At 37.3% G+C, this 16002-nt stretch carries 16 protein-coding genes and 1 pseudogene; 8 read left to right on the forward strand and 9 right to left on the reverse strand.

Features of this window, described 5'->3' with window-relative positions; genetic code table 11:
• Positions 1-8 precede the first annotated feature (8 nt).
• The 4 genes from EEJ45_RS06685 to EEJ45_RS06700 form a co-directional block, all read right to left on the reverse strand.
• Positions 9-713, reverse strand: a complete 705-nt coding sequence (locus tag EEJ45_RS06685; protein ID WP_124564013.1) for an amino acid ABC transporter permease — start codon at positions 711-713, stop codon at positions 9-11.
• 11 nt (positions 714-724) lie between these two features.
• A complete protein-coding gene (locus tag EEJ45_RS06690; RefSeq protein ID WP_124564014.1) occupies positions 725-1378 on the reverse strand; it encodes an amino acid ABC transporter permease in 654 nt (217 codons plus the stop codon).
• Between the two features lie 61 nt (positions 1379-1439).
• Positions 1440-2258: a transporter substrate-binding domain-containing protein gene (locus tag EEJ45_RS06695; RefSeq protein WP_124564015.1), complete on the reverse strand. Its 819-nt coding sequence runs from the start codon at positions 2256-2258 to the stop codon at positions 1440-1442.
• 13 nt (positions 2259-2271) lie between these two features.
• Entirely contained in the window at positions 2272-3000 is a 729-nt protein-coding gene (locus EEJ45_RS06700; RefSeq protein WP_124564016.1) for an amino acid ABC transporter ATP-binding protein, read from the reverse strand.
• A 322-nt stretch (positions 3001-3322) separates the two neighbouring features.
• On the opposite strand from EEJ45_RS06700, the gene EEJ45_RS06705 reads away from it, so the two are divergent.
• Complete coding sequence (locus tag EEJ45_RS06705; protein ID WP_124564017.1) at positions 3323-3688, forward strand: DUF3979 family protein; 366 nt, start codon at positions 3323-3325, stop codon at positions 3686-3688.
• A 13-nt stretch (positions 3689-3701) separates the two neighbouring features.
• Here the strand turns inward: EEJ45_RS06705 and EEJ45_RS06710 are convergent, their stop codons facing one another.
• On the reverse strand, positions 3702-4736 hold the full coding sequence (locus EEJ45_RS06710; RefSeq protein ID WP_124564018.1) for a YkvI family membrane protein: 1035 nt from the start codon (positions 4734-4736) through the stop codon (positions 3702-3704).
• Between the two features lie 195 nt (positions 4737-4931).
• Between EEJ45_RS06710 and EEJ45_RS06715 the strand changes: the two genes are divergently transcribed.
• Together EEJ45_RS06715 and EEJ45_RS06720 are read left to right on the forward strand one after the other, a co-directional pair.
• Positions 4932-5381: a Dps family protein gene (locus tag EEJ45_RS06715; protein WP_124564019.1), complete on the forward strand. Its 450-nt coding sequence runs from the start codon at positions 4932-4934 to the stop codon at positions 5379-5381.
• A gap of 38 nt (positions 5382-5419) precedes the next feature.
• Positions 5420-6388 carry a CobW family GTP-binding protein gene (locus tag EEJ45_RS06720; protein WP_124564020.1) on the forward strand — a complete coding sequence of 323 codons (969 nt, stop codon included), beginning with the start codon at positions 5420-5422 and terminating at the stop codon, positions 6386-6388.
• Positions 6389-6429: 41 nt separating this feature from the next.
• Here the strand turns inward: EEJ45_RS06720 and EEJ45_RS06725 are convergent, their stop codons facing one another.
• Both EEJ45_RS06725 and EEJ45_RS06730 read right to left on the reverse strand, forming a co-directional pair.
• Positions 6430-7404 carry a metal ABC transporter substrate-binding protein gene (locus tag EEJ45_RS06725; RefSeq protein WP_124564021.1) on the reverse strand — a complete coding sequence of 325 codons (975 nt, stop codon included), beginning with the start codon at positions 7402-7404 and terminating at the stop codon, positions 6430-6432.
• A 72-nt stretch (positions 7405-7476) separates the two neighbouring features.
• Entirely contained in the window at positions 7477-8658 is a 1182-nt protein-coding gene (locus EEJ45_RS06730) for a GTP-binding protein (RefSeq protein WP_380017769.1), read from the reverse strand.
• Between the two features lie 594 nt (positions 8659-9252).
• On the opposite strand from EEJ45_RS06730, the gene EEJ45_RS06735 reads away from it, so the two are divergent.
• The 4 genes from EEJ45_RS06735 to EEJ45_RS06745 all read left to right on the forward strand — a co-directional run bounded on the left by EEJ45_RS06735 (position 9253) and on the right by EEJ45_RS06745 (position 12394).
• Complete coding sequence (locus tag EEJ45_RS06735) at positions 9253-10227, forward strand: permease (RefSeq protein ID WP_124564023.1); 975 nt, start codon at positions 9253-9255, stop codon at positions 10225-10227.
• A gap of 56 nt (positions 10228-10283) precedes the next feature.
• Positions 10284-11096 carry a TIGR03943 family putative permease subunit gene (locus EEJ45_RS06740; protein WP_124564024.1) on the forward strand — a complete coding sequence of 271 codons (813 nt, stop codon included), beginning with the start codon at positions 10284-10286 and terminating at the stop codon, positions 11094-11096.
• Between the two features lie 104 nt (positions 11097-11200).
• Positions 11201-11350 carry a hypothetical protein gene (locus tag EEJ45_RS18355; protein ID WP_164464213.1) on the forward strand — a complete coding sequence of 50 codons (150 nt, stop codon included), beginning with the start codon at positions 11201-11203 and terminating at the stop codon, positions 11348-11350.
• A gap of 480 nt (positions 11351-11830) precedes the next feature.
• Positions 11831-12394, forward strand: coding sequence for an HD domain-containing protein (locus EEJ45_RS06745; protein WP_124564025.1), 564 nt, complete (start codon positions 11831-11833; stop codon positions 12392-12394).
• A gap of 169 nt (positions 12395-12563) precedes the next feature.
• Here EEJ45_RS06745 and namA read toward each other — a convergent pair whose 3' ends face one another.
• The gene (gene namA / locus EEJ45_RS06750; RefSeq protein ID WP_124564026.1) at positions 12564-13592 is read right to left on the reverse strand and encodes an NADPH dehydrogenase NamA; all 1029 of its coding nucleotides are present in this window, start codon (positions 13590-13592) and stop codon (positions 12564-12566) included.
• A gap of 408 nt (positions 13593-14000) precedes the next feature.
• Between namA and EEJ45_RS06755 the strand changes: the two genes are divergently transcribed.
• Positions 14001-15665, forward strand: coding sequence for a peptide ABC transporter substrate-binding protein (locus EEJ45_RS06755; protein WP_124564027.1), 1665 nt, complete (start codon positions 14001-14003; stop codon positions 15663-15665).
• Between the two features lie 50 nt (positions 15666-15715).
• Here EEJ45_RS06755 and EEJ45_RS18580 read toward each other — a convergent pair.
• Positions 15716-16002, reverse strand: a pseudogene (locus tag EEJ45_RS18580) (spore coat protein CotG); the annotation flags it as partial.

The raw sequence follows: 16002 nt of genomic DNA on the forward strand, positions 1-16002 counted from the left end.
GTGTATGATTAAGCTTGTAAGTTTTGTGGTGTATATACAGATGTTTTGCTCTTAGCTTTTTTATCTGTTTGAGCTGTTTCGAGTTGCTTAGCAAGGAGCGATAATGTGAAGTTTACTAAGAAGTACAGAAGTGCAATCAACAAGAAAGTCGGAATGGTGTAATTGATGCTTTGGCCATTAATGATTTGGGCGTTATGCATTAGTTCGGGCAGTGCAATAATAACAGCCAGTGAGGTATCTTTTAAAAGAGAAATAAACTGACTGACAATGGGTGGAACCATTCGTCGTAACGCTTGTGGTAACACAATATACTGCAGTGTTTGCATATAAGTAAGGCCAGAAGAACGGGCAGCTTCAATTTGCCCTTTTTCAATAGAGAGAAGTCCGCTCCGGACAATTTCAGAAAGCATCGCTGCTTCAAAAATAGTTAATGCAGCAATGGCAGCCGTTTTGATTTCTAATTTAATACCTATTTCCGGTAAAGCGAAGTAGGTGAAGAAGATAATAAGAAGCAAAGGCAAGTTTCGAATGGTTTCTACAACTAACATCAAAACTTGTGAAAGTACAGGGATTTTTGCATAGCGCAAAATACCGATAGCACCGCCGATTAAGAAGCTCAAAATAATGGAAATAATCGCAACTTCCAAAGTGACAAGAAATCCTTTTAATAAAAATATGAGATGATCTGCTGTATATGCTCCTATAAAATCCAATATGATCCCTCCTAGTAGCTTTTGGCAAGTCGCTTTTCTAAGTATGCCACACTAATGCTAAGTGGCACAGTTAACGATAAATAAAATACTGCTACAAAAATATACACATCAAATGTAAGAAATGTTTTAGATGCTACTAAATCCCCAAAGTACATTAAATCTAGTCCGGCAACTACGCCTAAAATGGAGGAGTTTTTTACTAAATTAATAAACTGATTTCCAAGAGGAGGGATGACAATTTTAATTGCTTGTGGCAATATCACATAATACATGGCTTGTATATAGGTAAGACCAGAAGAGCGAGCAGCCTCTAATTGTCCTTTTGGAACAGACTGTATACCAGCGCGAATAGCTTCTGCGATAAAGGCGGCTGTATAAACGCCCAAACCAATTGTGCCTGCAAGAAAGCCGTCCATACGAACGCCGAATGTTGGCAAGCCGAAATAGAAAATGAATACAATGAGAACGAGAGGGATGTTACGTATGAATTCTACATATATAGCACCGAACCAATTTAAAATGCGAAAAGAAGAGATTCGTAATACAGCAATGATTGTGCCAAGCAGAAAGCTACCAATCAAAGCCGTGATACTACAAATTACAGTGTTTTTAAAGCCTTCTGCATACATATCAATGTTTTGTGAGAGTACAGAAAAATTTAGCAACTCATATGCTCCTTTCTTGTGAAAATGAACAGGATGAGTATCTCATCCTGTTCATTTTTTATTATTTCTTGGGCTTTTCACCCATCCATTTTTCATATAATTTGTCGTATTGTCCGCTGGATTGATATTTTTTTAAGAAGTCGTTTATTACTTTTAACAATTCCACTTCATCTTTTTTTACAGCGATGCCATATGGCTCATCAGTAAAGATATCTCCTGCAATAACGTAGTTTGAATCTTGTTTTTGCATGCCAAATAAGATAGCATTGTCAGTCGTTAGTGCATCACCCTGTCCAGCTTTCAAAGCTTGAAATGCCTCGCTGTAATTTTCAAATTCAAGAACAGTAGCATCAGGTGATTTTTGACGAATGTTTTGAGAAGAGGTGGAACCTTTTACAGCCAACACTTTCATTCCTTTTTTTATATCCACTACGCTTTTAATTTTACTACCTTTCTTAACTAGTAAGGCTTGTCCAGCTTTAAAATACACATCTGAGAAATCTACTTCTTTTTTGCGTTCTTCGGTGATTGTCATAGTCGCGATAATCATATCGATATCACCATTTTTAAGCATTGGAATACGTGTTTTAGAAGTAACTTCTTTTAATTCTACTTTCTTTTCATCACCCAGTATTTCTTTTGCGAGTGCTTTAGCGATGTCAATATCAAATCCCTCTACTTTACCGCTTGATGGATTCTTCAATCCGAACAGGTTTGTGTCGTACTTAACACCGACAACAACCTTGCCGCGCTTTTTGATTTGCTCTAATGCATTTGTGGGCTCCGCTGTAGTTTCTTTTGCGGATTTCTTTTCGCTGCTACAGCCGATTAGTGCTGCAAGCATACATGCAACGAGTGTAAATAAAAAAACTTTCTTCATGGTATTGCCTCCTTTAATGATTTAGCACACGGCTGAGAAATTGGCGAGCGCGCTCTTCACGCGGATTCGCAAAGAAAGCAGCCGGAGTTGCTTCTTCGATAATACGTCCTTCATCCATAAATAAAATGCGGTCGGCTACTTCACGGGCAAAACCCATCTCGTGTGTAACAACTACCATGGTCATGCCTTCGTGTGTGAGAGCCTTCATCACATCAAGTACTTCTCCAATCATCTCTGGATCAAGAGCGGAAGTAGGTTCATCAAACAGCATGAGCTTAGGTTTCATTGCTAAGCCCCGTGCGATAGCAACGCGCTGTTGCTGTCCGCCTGAGAGCTCAGAAGGAAAGGCATGCGCTTTTTCACTAATACCGACTTTGTTTAAATAGAACATGGCTGTCTGGACAGCCTCTACTTTTGAAACTCCTAAGGCCTTCATTGGAGCAAGTGTGATGTTATCAAGAACAGTGCGATGAGGATATAAATTAAAGTGTTGAAAAACCATACCGATATTGCGACGCAGTGCATTGATATCTGTTTTGTTATCGTTCAATTTGACGTTATCGACAATCAGTTCACCGCTTGTAATGCTTTCAAGGTAATTCATGCAACGTAGAAGTGTACTTTTACCAGAGCCGGACGGACCAATAATAACAACAACTTCACCTTGTTTAATATGTAAGTTGATGTCTTTTAGAACATGAAATTGACCATAGTGCTTGTTAACGTTCTGAAAGGTAATCATAAAAAGCCTCCTTATCTATGATGAGTGTTTACTTTACCACGGTCATCCCTGAAGAAAGATATAAGGGATAAATTTTTAAAATATGAATTTTTTATAAAATAAACTAATGTTTTCCATATTCATAGACAGATTATATGCTTTTTTGTAATAATAAGTCAATAAAATATTTTATATTTTCTGAAAACTAAAAGTGTGTTATTTTATACTTACATATTAAAATGTTATGTAATGTAAAAATAAGCTGTAATGAGCTGAAAGCTGTTATAACATAGTATGGATGTGCTACAATATGCTAGTAATACTGGAATAAGGAGGTGGCGTCGTGCAAGAGGTATTGCAAACCTTTTTCAAGGCAAACCCCACACAGGACCGAAACAACTATTTGCGCTACTCACTCATTGAAGAGGAGAACGGATATGTAGTTGCGAATCATGAAGTTCATGGTAGCAATGTTATACACTTATATTATAATGATGAAAACGAACTTAAAATTGTTTGGAAAAGAGACGAGAAAACAATTGCAAAAGTGGAGAATGTTCCAATTCAAAAGGTAGTATTTCTGCAAGAAGAAGAGGAATCTATTGCATTCGTGCTTGAGAGAATGCCGAGCCGCATGATTAAACTACAATTAAAACCTTACTTTGCAATTGAAATGAGCTTGTACTGGGATATGTGCGAAGAATGTTAAAAAGCATCCGTTTTTACGGATGCTTTTTCATCGCAATTAAAGGAAGTAAGATGAGGCTTACCCAACCGATAAGAGGATATAACATATGAAGTAATTGTCCATAACCGACATGGCTAATCATATAGCTAATCAAAAGAATAATGTATATAAACCCGTTATTTCGCCAACCAGTCATCGATTGCAGCTGTCGGTTCATGCCATATACATTCCCAATTAAGGTGGTAAATACTTCACCGAATATAACGAGAACAAAAAAGAAATGAAAGGTTTGATTAAACTTTTTTACAACCTCAGCCATTGGGATGTCATATTGATAAAATTGATCTACTGTTAAAATAGCGAGATGGCTACATAGCAAAATGCCAAACAAGCCAGTTCCTCCTACGATCCCTCCCCATTTAATAACTTTTTCATCTTTTATTTCGCTAGCTAAAGGGACGAGGACACTTTGAGCCAATGCTAAATTCATGGCCACATATGTAATAGGATTGGTTATCCATTTTATATTCCAAGATTCTGTGGGTATAGCCACTGTCAGAATTGTTCCGGCTTGAGCTACGGTTACAACATACATTGTTACAATGAAGAACATCATAATGGGAACAACGAGTGTATTTACTTCAAAAATTCCTTGTAAACCACGGGTCAACACCAAGATACAAGCAATAACAGTTATAATAACCCCAATGCTACGAGGCAAGTGCAATTGTTCTTCAAATACAGAACCGGCTCCCGATAACATCACACTTGTAACGCCGAGCAGTACCATTAATAATAGAACATTAATAAGTTTGCCGAATATATTGCCGAATAAATATATGTTAAATTCCTGTGCGGAGTGTGCCTTAATTCGTGTTGCAAGAAGCATCATCTTTGTACCGAGCCAAACAAACAGTAAACCGCTCATAAAAATACCGACTGTTCCATATGTACCATGCATGGTAAAAAATTCAACTATTTCACGTCCGGTTGCAAAGCCGGCACCGACTACAGTTCCAATATAAGTTGCGGCTATTCTTACTGTTATTTTCCAGCGTTGCTTATCCATACAATCCCTCCCCTACATACATATGAACAAGCCCTTATAAATAGAAGCCCCTTGTTTTATCAAGCCATAACATATTCCGTCTTATTTTAGGTGATACTAGTTGTAGTCGATGTCTAGTACGTTTTGTTTGTGTTGTTTTGTTTTTAATGATATTTTGTATTATATAATAATAATTATAAAGAAAAGGTGATGGATATGATACATGTAACGAATGGTAATGTAGTAGCTGTATTAAATAAGCAAGTTGCAAATTGGAATGTTTTATTTGTGAAATTACATAATTTTCATTGGTACGTACAAGGACCTCAATTTTTCACACTGCATGCAAAGTTTGAGGAATTATATAATGAAGCTGCTACATATGTAGATGAATTGGCAGAGCGTATTTTGGCATTGCATGGTAAACCGGTTGCTACAATGAAAGAGTATTTGGACATGTCTACTGTAAAAGAAAGTAGCAGCAATGAGAGTGCGGAAGAGATGGTTCAAATTTTAGTTAGTGATTTTTCAGCACTTATTCAAGAGCTAAGGCAAGGGATGGATGTTGCTAACGAAGCGAATGATGAAACAACAGCAGACATGTTGCTTGCTATCCACACTTCTCTTGAAAAGCACGTTTGGATGCTAAATGCGTTTTTGAAGTGATAAGGAAGCTGCATGTGCTATAATGAAAGAAATGGTACATGCAGAAGGGAAGAACGACAGTGCTTAAAATACCTGTAACTATTTTGACAGGCTTTCTGGGATCAGGAAAGACAACGTTATTAAACCGTATTTTATCTGAACAGCATGGCCAAAAACTTGCTGTCATCGTAAATGAAATTGGTAAGATTGGCATCGATCATAAATTAATTGTAAATGTAGATGAAGAAATCATGGAAATGACAAATGGATGTCTATGCTGTACGGTAAGAGAAGACTTATTAATTTCCTTAAAACAGCTATTGCAGGCTAAGAGAAATAACGAGGCACAATTTGACGGAATGGTAATTGAGACTACAGGCCTTGCGAATCCTGGTCCAATTATCCAAACCTTTTTTCTTGATCCAGTCATTCAAGATGCATATGAAATAAACGGCATAATTACTGTTGTTGATGCTTTTCATATCGAAAAACATTTTACAAAAGGATTAGAAGCAAAAGAACAACTTGCATTTGCTGATAAGATTTTGCTCAATAAAACGGACCTTATTGTGCAGGAGAAACAGAATGAATTACAAGCATTGCTGCAAAGCATAAATCCTACTGCAGAGATTATTCCAACGGTAACATGTGAAACAAATATAAAAGATTTATTGCGCATTCAAACATTTCGCACACGTGATACATTAGAGATTCGCCCTCATTATTCCGAGCATCTAAATGACGTAACGACATTCGTACTCAGGGAAACAAAGCTGATTGATCTGCATAAGTTTAACGAATGGATGACAGCTGTTGTTGGAGAACTAGGAGAATATTTATACCGTTATAAAGGTATATTGTATGTAAAACAAACAGATAGACGCATCGTCTTTCAAGGTGTTCATACGCTGTTTGCCGCTTCTTATGATAGAGAGTGGGGGGAGGAAAAGCGTGTGAGTGAAATTGTCATTATCGGTAAACATTTGAATAGAGAATGGTTTGAAGAACATTTTCGAAATTGTACGTAATCAAAAAACTTCGCGGAAAACCGCGAAGTTTTTTCTTTTCATTAGTTCATAGCAGTGTCTAACACTTTTATATTTTCTTTCATTAGAGTGACATAGTCTTTTTTATCTTTTAACTCTTCTTCTGAAATCGTTGATAAATGATGTAAACGAAGAATTTTTGCGCCTGTTTCCTTTTGAATGACTTCAGCAACTTTAGGTGTTGCAAATGTTTCAAATAAAATATAGGATAAGTTATGTTCTTTAGCTGTTTCTGCAACAGCTGCCAGTTGTTTTTGTGATGGTTCATCGGATGAGGATAAGCCTGCAATAGGAATTTGTTTTAAGCCATAATTATACTCCCAATATCCGTATGCTGCATGTGAAACAAGGACTTCTTTTGTTTTAGCATTATTAATCGTCTCTTTTAATTGTGCTTCTAAATCGAGTAATTGTGTTTTTAAATCATTAAAGTTTTTTTCAAAGTCCTGCTTATGGTTTGGCTGCAATGCGACAAGCGCATTTTTAATATTTTCAGCTTGCTTCAACGCATTTTTTGGATCCAACCAAATATGAGGATCATAATCGTGATGGTGTTCATCCTCTTTGTGAGCATCTTCTTTTTCATGATCATGTCCTTCATGGTTAGCCTGGTTTTCATGTTCATCTGCAAACTTAATTAGAGCAACATCTTTTGAAGAGTCAATCATCTTTACGTCTTCTTTTTCTAAGGATTTTTCAATATCTTCTACAAAAGGTTCTAAATCAACACCATTATATACAAATAAATCAGAATTCGCCAATTTCACAATTTGTTTTTGAGAAGGTTCATACGTATGAGCATCAGCTCCGGCAGGATAAATAGATGTTACATTAACATGTTCACCACCAATTTTCTTTGTGAAATCTTGAAGCGGGAAAATGGTTGTATATACTTCTAACTTATCATCTGCATCTTTTTTAGCAGAGTCATTGTTGCCACAAGCTGACAGTACTGAAAGAGCCAGTGCTGCCGAAAGCAACAGAGAAAATTTTTTCATAGATGTTTCTTCCTTTCACCTTATATTGTCCATAGCATATTTTATCGTAATTGTTTCGATTTGTAAAAACCTTTATCCCTCGTACACAAACTCAGGGAGCGGATCTGCGAAAGAGTTCCAATTCATCTTCATTTCTTCATCCGTCAGTACACATGCATCTAAGGCATCTTGGATTTCCTGTTTGTTCATATCAATGCCAATTAACACAAGTTCTGTCATGCGGTCACCGTATACGTCATCCCAACGCTTTAATATATCCGGATCATCTGCGAGCGTTTGTTTTTGCTCTTCCGGTGAATATGTGGCAACCCACTCTCCAGCACCTTGAATGGTAATAGAAGAACCGGCTTGTGAGATCAGTCCTGTCATATCGTTGCGAGTCGCAACCCAGAAAAAGCCTTTTGCACGTACAACATCAAGTGGCCAGTTTTCCAAGAAATTCATGAATCGAGCAGGATGAAAGGGTCGCTTCTTTCTATATACGAAAGATGAGATCCCGTATTCCTCTGTTTCCGGAACATGTTCTTCATTCAGCTCTTTAATCCACCCGGCAGCTTGACTAGCTTTATCAAAATCAAAGCGATTTGTATTTAATACTTCGTGCAAAGAAACTTTAGAATAAGAGGTACAAATAATATTTGCTTCCGGATTTAGTTTATGAAGAAGGTTGTACAGTTCATTTGCATCTTCTTTATTTAATAAGTCAATTTTATTTAATAAAATAACGTCTGCAAATTCAATTTGATCAATGAGCAGGTCGATAACTTCACGAGTATCATTTTCATCTGTACCTTGTTGGCGATCCAGTAAGCTTTCTCCTGATGCGTAGTCGTCCCAAAAGCGATTTGCATCTACAACAGTTACCATCGTATCAAGACGACACTTCTTTGAAAGATCAATACCGAGTTCTTCATCAATATAAGTAAATGTTTGTGCAACAGGAATTGGTTCACTAATACCCGATGATTCAATAATGATATAATCAATATCACCAGCATTAACAAGGCGTTCTACCTCGAGTATTAAATCTTCACGAAGTGTGCAGCAAATACAACCATTTTGCATCTCAACGAGCTTTTCTTCTGTGCGAGAAAAGCCACCTTGCTTTACTAATGCTGCGTCCACATTTACTTCGCTCATATCATTCACAATTACAGCAACTTTTAACCCTTCACGGTTTGTGAGAATGTGATTTAATAATGTGGTTTTTCCAGCACCTAGATAGCCGCTTAAGACAGTTACAGGTATTTTCATTATCCTATATCCTCCTGGTAAAATAATTTGTTATACAGATTAAAACAAAATGATTACGATTTAAAAACACTTATCGAGTATACTACTATTCTATAAAACGTGCAATAAATAGTTATGATTTTGATTTATATAAGTGCAACTATAGAAGTACAACTAGAAAAACCGACATTTTCTTTTAGGTTAGGAGGGGAGTGGATGGTATGAGGTTATAATCATGTAAAATCTAAATCGTACATGCCTAGTGGGACATAAGCACTTTTACCTTTTAGTTTGTGTTAAAGCTCGATATTCGTAATTGACACTTGTTAATTGGAGTGGAAGAGGTGAGATAGCTAGTCAGGAGGCTCCCTAACCCCGCCCGCAGGAAGCGAATCTCAACAAAGAACTTTAACATAGCTATTTTTTAAGGTCTGTTATATTAGAAAAAGTTATTTTTGCTTATATAACATTTAATTAGTGATGTTTCATCTACAACTTAGAATGTGGCACGATGGTGCGTAAAGTGCAAGTATGAATAAGGTAATACATCAACAGGACAAGCATATGATAGATACATATAGAGAAAGAAACAGAAGATGAAGTAGGAGGTAAATTATGACGTCGAGCAGAAAGGACTGGATGGCCGTTCTTTTATTTTTAAGTCTATTATTTTTATTTTTAGGAGTAGACTTTACAGCCCTTGCATCATTGCACAATCATATTGCACCGGATTGGCGCAATATGATTGTTATGTTTTTAAGTGTGTTTTTAGAGGCGATGCCATTTGTAATGGTTGGTGTATTTGCCTCGGCATGTATTCAAACGTTTATTTCAGAAGCAACAATTAAGAGGCTAATACCTAAATTTCCTGTTGTGGGAATCCTGCCAACAGCATGTATCGGACTTATTTTTCCCATGTGCGAATGCGTGATTATTCCTGTTGTTCGTCGCTTAATACAGAAAGGTTTGCCGGTTCATTTAGGGATTGTAATGATTGTCAGTGTCCCCGTCCTAAATCCCATCGTATTTGCATCTACCTATTACGCATTTCGCTCTACACCACAAATGGCATATGATCGAATGGTGGCTGCAGGGATAGCAACCATGTTGATTGGTATTGTAATGTATATGTTATATAAAGAAAGAAAAGATGTATTGCAACCTTACGAAGAGCAAGCAAAAGTAACACATGTTCATGGAAGATTTTTCGCAACTATACATCATGCTGCCGATGAATTTTTTGAAGCAGGAAAATATGTATTGCTGGGGGCGTTTGTTGCTAGTTTATTTCAAACTTTTTTATCTAGAGATGTATTAACAAACTTGGGTGCAAATGAGTTTATTTCACCGTTTATTATGATGGTATTTGCATATATTCTTTCTCTATGCTCTGAAGCCGATGCTTTTATTGCTGCATCCTTGCAGCATGCATTTCCAGCAAAGCCGCTGCTTGCTTTTCTTGTATTCGGTCCAATGCTTGACTTTAAAAATACGCTTATGTTATTTGCTTATTTTAAAAAGAAATTTGTATTCGTTTTAATAGGGGTTATTAGTATTATAGTTTACCTTGTAGCTATTTTGTATAGATGATATATAAGTCCTAAAAAAATTAACTATGAAATTCTTATAATGACGGGGGAGATTCGATGAAAGATCGCATGCGATTTCATATGTTAATTCGAGGTGTCATTTTTTTAGGTTTTTCTATGGCGTTATTTAAGCTGTTGTTAACGGGGAACATTATAAATTTTATTGCCCCTAAAATGTTTCCGTTCATTTGGTTGATGTGTGGTGCCACGCTGTTGCTTGGATGCATACAATTGTTTCGAGGCGATGGAGGGACTTGTTTATGCGAGCGCCACACATTACCGAAAACGACGGTAGCATCCCTTTCCTTGTACATGTTGTTTTTATCACCTATTGTTTTAGTTTTTATTTTTTCAACAGTGGCCTTAGATGAAAAGGTTGCTGCTAAACGCGGGGTTAATTTAACAGGAGAGCAAATGATTATACAAGACATGGAAGAAGAGCCGCTCTTGCAAACATTGACTGCGCCGGAAGGTTATTATGAAAGTCTTGACAAAAAGCTAAAGCAAGCAGCAATGATTGACGTAACCGATGATAAATATATTTCTATTATGGATGTGATTGGTCAAGATGTAGAAGGGTTTGCTGGTAAGAGAATACGCTTTACTGGATTTGTACATCGAGAGGATGATCTTGACAAGAATACGATTATTATCGCAAGGTATGGGATTACATGTTGCGCTGCAGATTCATCCGTTTTAGGCATGTTAGCCGTTGGCGAAACATCACAGCTCTCAGAAGGACAATGGATTCAAGTGGAGGGGGTACTTTCAGCGACTACGTATATTGATACATTGTTACCTATTGTGAAGTTGCAATCCGTTCAAACGATAGAGGCTCCGAGGGAGCAATATGTGTACCAAAAGTTTTAAAAGTGGAAGCGATCGTTCCTGATTTTGCGGCATATGTCGTCTTACTTATCTCATATATATGAGATAAGTAAGACGACATAGTGTCCAAAGAGAGGGAGATTGCGATGGAATATGTATTTGAAGCGCTCGTTATTATTATTTCATTATGCATACCTTTAGTGTTTGTGGTTCTATTTTTACATGAATTGATCAAAGGATTAGGGAGCTCAACAGTCATCACATCAAAGCAAGAGAATCCATATCAAGAAAGCTGACCCGTTGATAGGTCAGCTTTTTTTATAAATTGGCTGTGCTAAAGCGTAATATTGATAATAGGCACTTGCTAATTGGGTAAGATTTCTAGTGGAAAAACTGCTCAAGAGGAGATGGTGGGCTCATTGACCACCTGCTGAAAGTAACAGAGAACTTTAACACAACATATCATAAACACAAGTTTACTTTAGCTTACAAAGAAAAGGTGTTATATATTCGTCACTTCAAATAAGGTAATCCGTGCGCTTTATTATGATTTATATGTAGACAAAGAAAAATATGGTATAATTCATGAAAATAAGATATATACAAAGTAACTTATAAGAACAAGACTGTATTATGCAGTATCACACCATAATAGATTCAGCTGTTTTGTATAAGGAAATAGCCGGCGTTTTTCTCCCTATCGTTAATACGATGTACCTTGACCTGATTGAGGAAAGGGGCTTCGTGGCGAAAAATATTAAAGGAGTAGTGAAGGAATGGAGCGATGTACGTTAGACAGGTGGATGAAAGCCGTAGAAATGGCGACAGTTGCACATATGGAGCAAGCGAGAAAGGGAAATGGTGTACCCTATATTACGCATCCGTATACAGTAGCGCTTTTATTAACACACGCAGGCTGTCGTGAAGAGGTTATAATTGCAGGACTGCTTCATGATACAATTGAAGACACTACTATTCGTTACGAAGATATTCGCAAAGAATTTGGCGAGGTTGTTGCAGAACTTGTATTAGAGTGTACAGAGTTAGATCGAACTAAGAGTTGGGAAGAACGCAAGCAACGAACAATTGACAAATTGAACCGCATCTCTATGGATGGTTGTATGATTGCATGTGCTGATAAATTGCATAATATTCGGGGCACCGCGCAGGAGTTTTCCGTATGTGGAGAGGAAATATGGAAACGTTTTAACCGAGGTAAGGATAAGCAGCAATGGTATTATATATCAGTTGTACAAGCACTTGGTAAACGTATCCCTAATACTGAGATATACCAACTGCTAAAAGGAGAGGTTGAAAGGTTATTTAACATAAGGATCTAAATAAAAAGAGGCTGGGACAAAAGGTTTTTAGCCAAAGAAAAATCCGAACTGTTAGTCGGAATTCTCTACACAGAATTCGATTTAGTTCGGATTTTTCCGTTATGAGTGTTCGTTATCCTCTATTCTTTCGGCTTTATAGTTACATGATGCAGTTATGTCTCGGCCTTTTTCATTTATGCTTAATTGTGCCAGGTGCACGTTCATATTGTTTTGGTTCGCTCAATTCAAACCCTAATTCGTTTGCGGCTGTGCGTGGAAAGTATGGATTACGCAACAATTCACGGCCGATGAAGATCAAATCTGCTTGCTCGTTTCGCAAAATTTCTTCTGCTTGCAAACCACTAGTGATGAGCCCGACTGCCCCGGTAGCGATTTGTGCTTCATGCTTAATTTGATTAGAGAACGGAACTTGATAGCCAGGATACACGTCGATTGAGGCAGGCACTAAAGCGCCTGAACTACAATCTATCACATCTACACCTTGTTTTTTCATCCATTTTGCGAATTCAACATAATCATCTGGTGTAAGACCACCGGGATAATAGTCGGTTGCAGAAATGCGAACCATGATTGGCCCGGTCCAAACCTCTTGAACGGCTGTAATAATTTCACGTAAAAAGCGATAACGATTTTCGGCACTGCCGCCATATTCGTCTGTTCTCTGATTAGAAAGAGGAGATAAAAATTCATTAATCAAGTAGCCGTGAGCACCGTGAATTTCGATGACATCAAAAGCAGCCTTACGCGCTCTCACAGCAGCAGCCTGAAATGCAGCGACAATATCTTTAATTTCATGTGTCGCAAGGGCAAGAGGTGTTTTCATACCGTCATATGGAATAGCGGAAGGTGCAACCGCAGGTGTGTCTACTGTCGCTTTCCGTCCGGCGTGTGCAAGTTGAATTGCTGATTTGGCACCATATTCTCTAATTAAACGAGTTAGGGTCTGTAACCCTTCAATGTGAGCATCATCCCAAATTCCTAAGTCTTTACTTGAAATACGACCTTCTGGTGTAACAGCCGTAGCTTCTAGCATAACGAGACCGACTTGGCCCGCTGCACGAGACGCATAATGGACTTGATGAAAGGTATTGGCCATACCTTGACTATCGGCTGAGTACATGCACATTGGTGACATGACAATTCGGTTTTTTAATACAACTTCCTTTAGCATATAGGGAGAAAACAATAATGAATCCACAAAAACCCCTCCTTTATGTAATTGTATTGATTTTATCATTTGTCTGTTTAGAGAGCGAGAAATCCGCTTAGTTATTAAAAGCTTGTGTTTTGTATTCTCATCCTTCAATTGATTTAATAGACTTTTTAAAAGTATATAAATCATAAATTTCTGTTTAGTAGAGTGAACGATAAGAATTAACTTAGGGCTATTTGACGGCAAAATCATGTGATTTTGCACATGAAAGCATATTTATGACAGATAAAGTATAGCAAGTTATTGAATTCTGATTAAAAAAAGATTTGAAATTAAATAAATATTATGTATAATACAAACAAGCAGGGGTTTTATAGATAGATAAATTCAGATAATAAAAACATACTGAAAATTTAAACTTCTGTATTTAACTCGGAGGGGGTATTATAGGACATGAAGAACAAAGTAACAGTATTAACAGCTGCAGTCCTATCCACAAGCATGTTTTTAACTGCATGTAGCGGAAATGAAAAAACATCAACAACAGAGAAGAAAAAGGAAGAAAACAATTCTGGAGCAAATCTCGCTGCTAAGCAGGTACTAAATGTGACCGAAACAGCGGAAATTCCATCTATGGACACATCAAAATCTACGGATAATGTATCTTTTAAAGTATTTGTTAATGCGATGGAAGGGTTATATCGTCTTGACAAAGATAATAAACCTACGCCTGGTATGGCCAAAAGTGTAGATGTTAGTGCAGATAAAAAGACATATACATTCCACCTACGTGATGCAAAATGGTCAAACGGTGAACCTGTAAAAGCACAAGACTTTGTATTCGCATGGAGACGCGCTGTAGATCCTGCAACAGCATCCGAGTATGCGTTCATTTTATTTGATATTAAAAATGCAGAAAAAGTAAACAAGAAAGAATTACCGCTTGATCAATTAGGTGTGACAGCGAAAGATGATAAAACGCTTGTTGTAGAGCTTAGCAATCCAGTTCCATATTTCTTAGAACTAACAACATTCCCTACATACTTCCCGCAAAATGAACAGTTTGTAAAGGCACAAGGGGATAAATACGCTTTAGAAGCAAATACGACGCTTTACAACGGACCGTTCGTTATGAGTGAATGGAGGCATGAGCAGGGTTGGAAGTTAAAGAAAAACCCGAATTATTGGGATAAAGATACTGTAAAATTAGAAGAAATTAATACGTCTGTAGTAAAAGAGACATCTACAGCGGTAAACTTATATGAAAGCGGTGAAATTGATCGCGTGTTCTTGACTGCGGAGTTTGTTGATAAATATAAAGGAAACCCAGACTTTAAAACGCGTCTTGACTCTCGCTTATTCTTCATTCGCTTTAACCAAAAAGACCCTGTCTTTAAAAACAAAAAAGTACGTGAAGCATTTGACTTAGCATACGATAAAAAAGGTATTGCTAACGTATTGCTAAACGATGGCTCGGTACCTGCATATTCACTTGTACCTACGAAATTTGTAAAAGGTCCTGATGGTAAAGATTTCCGTGATGCAAACAAAAACTTCCGCGATGGCAAAGATAATGCCGCGCAAGCGAAAAAGCTTTGGGAAGAAGCTAAAAAGGAGCTAGGACAAGACAAGCTTACGGTTGAAATGTTAAACTATGACAATGATACATCCAAAAAAGTCGGTGAGTACATTAAAGCGCAGCTTGAGCAAAACCTTCCTGGATTGACAGTAAATATTAAACAGCAACCGTTTAAACAAAAACTTGAGTTAGAGAAGAAGCAAGAATATGCGTTCTCCTTCTCTGGATGGGGTCCAGATTATCCAGATCCAATGACGTTTATTGATATGTTTGTTACAGACGGCGCGTTCAATGAAATGTCGTATTCAAATCCAAAGTATGATGAGCTTGTAAAACAAGCAAAAGGCGAATTGTTAACGGATGTTTCAAAGCGTTGGAAAGCTATGCAAGATGCTGAAAAAATCCTGATGGAAGACGTCGCAATTTCTCCTACGTATCAGCGTGGATTTGCTTATATGCAAAAAGAGAAAGTACAAAATGTATATGACCATAACTTTGGTGGCGACTACAGCTACAAATGGGCATACATTAAAAAATAATGGAATACAAAAAACAACCGGCTATGACACAGTCGGTTGTTTTTTGTATTCTACCAAGGAAAACGGAAGGTACGACGGCATGGGTGATGTGTTTTTTTATGGCGGTCTTCTTTGTTATCATGCCAATGATTTGATTTATTGTCAGACTTACATGGACGTTGCTTTTCTGGAAAAACATTAATAAAGCGAACCTTACCGCCCTTTTTATGACAAGAACGCTTAGAGAAGTAAGAGCGTTTAGAGAAACAAGAACGCTTAGAGAAGTAAGCGCGTTTAGAGAAGTAAGAGCGTTTAGAGAAGTAAGAGCGTTTAGAGAAGTAAGAGCGTTTAGAGAAGT

It is taken from the genome of Ectobacillus antri (genome assembly GCF_003852715.1).
Lineage (GTDB): Bacteria > Bacillota > Bacilli > Bacillales > Bacillaceae_G > Ectobacillus > Ectobacillus antri.

Bases quoted from the DNA above. Each gene is read 5' to 3' on its own strand.
- EEJ45_RS06695 (WP_124564015.1), bottom strand. From the start codon at position 2,258: ATGAAGAAAGTTTTTTTATTTACACTCGTTGCATGTATGCTTGCAGCA.
- EEJ45_RS06700 (WP_124564016.1), bottom strand. From the start codon at position 3,000: ATGATTACCTTTCAGAACGTTAACAAGCACTATGGTCAATTTCATGTT.
- EEJ45_RS06710 (WP_124564018.1), bottom strand. From the start codon at position 4,736: ATGGATAAGCAACGCTGGAAAATAACAGTAAGAATAGCCGCAACTTAT.
- EEJ45_RS06715 (WP_124564019.1), top strand. From the start codon at position 4,932: ATGATACATGTAACGAATGGTAATGTAGTAGCTGTATTAAATAAGCAA.
- EEJ45_RS06720 (WP_124564020.1), top strand. From the start codon at position 5,420: ATGCAGAAGGGAAGAACGACAGTGCTTAAAATACCTGTAACTATTTTG.
- EEJ45_RS06725 (WP_124564021.1), bottom strand. From the start codon at position 7,404: ATGAAAAAATTTTCTCTGTTGCTTTCGGCAGCACTGGCTCTTTCAGTA.
- EEJ45_RS06730 (WP_380017769.1), bottom strand. From the start codon at position 8,658: ATGAAAATACCTGTAACTGTCTTAAGCGGCTATCTAGGTGCTGGAAAA.
- EEJ45_RS06735 (WP_124564023.1), top strand. From the start codon at position 9,253: ATGACGTCGAGCAGAAAGGACTGGATGGCCGTTCTTTTATTTTTAAGT.
- EEJ45_RS06740 (WP_124564024.1), top strand. From the start codon at position 10,284: ATGAAAGATCGCATGCGATTTCATATGTTAATTCGAGGTGTCATTTTT.
- EEJ45_RS18355 (WP_164464213.1), top strand. From the start codon at position 11,201: ATGGAATATGTATTTGAAGCGCTCGTTATTATTATTTCATTATGCATA.
- EEJ45_RS06745 (WP_124564025.1), top strand. From the start codon at position 11,831: ATGGAGCGATGTACGTTAGACAGGTGGATGAAAGCCGTAGAAATGGCG.
- EEJ45_RS06755 (WP_124564027.1), top strand. From the start codon at position 14,001: ATGAAGAACAAAGTAACAGTATTAACAGCTGCAGTCCTATCCACAAGC.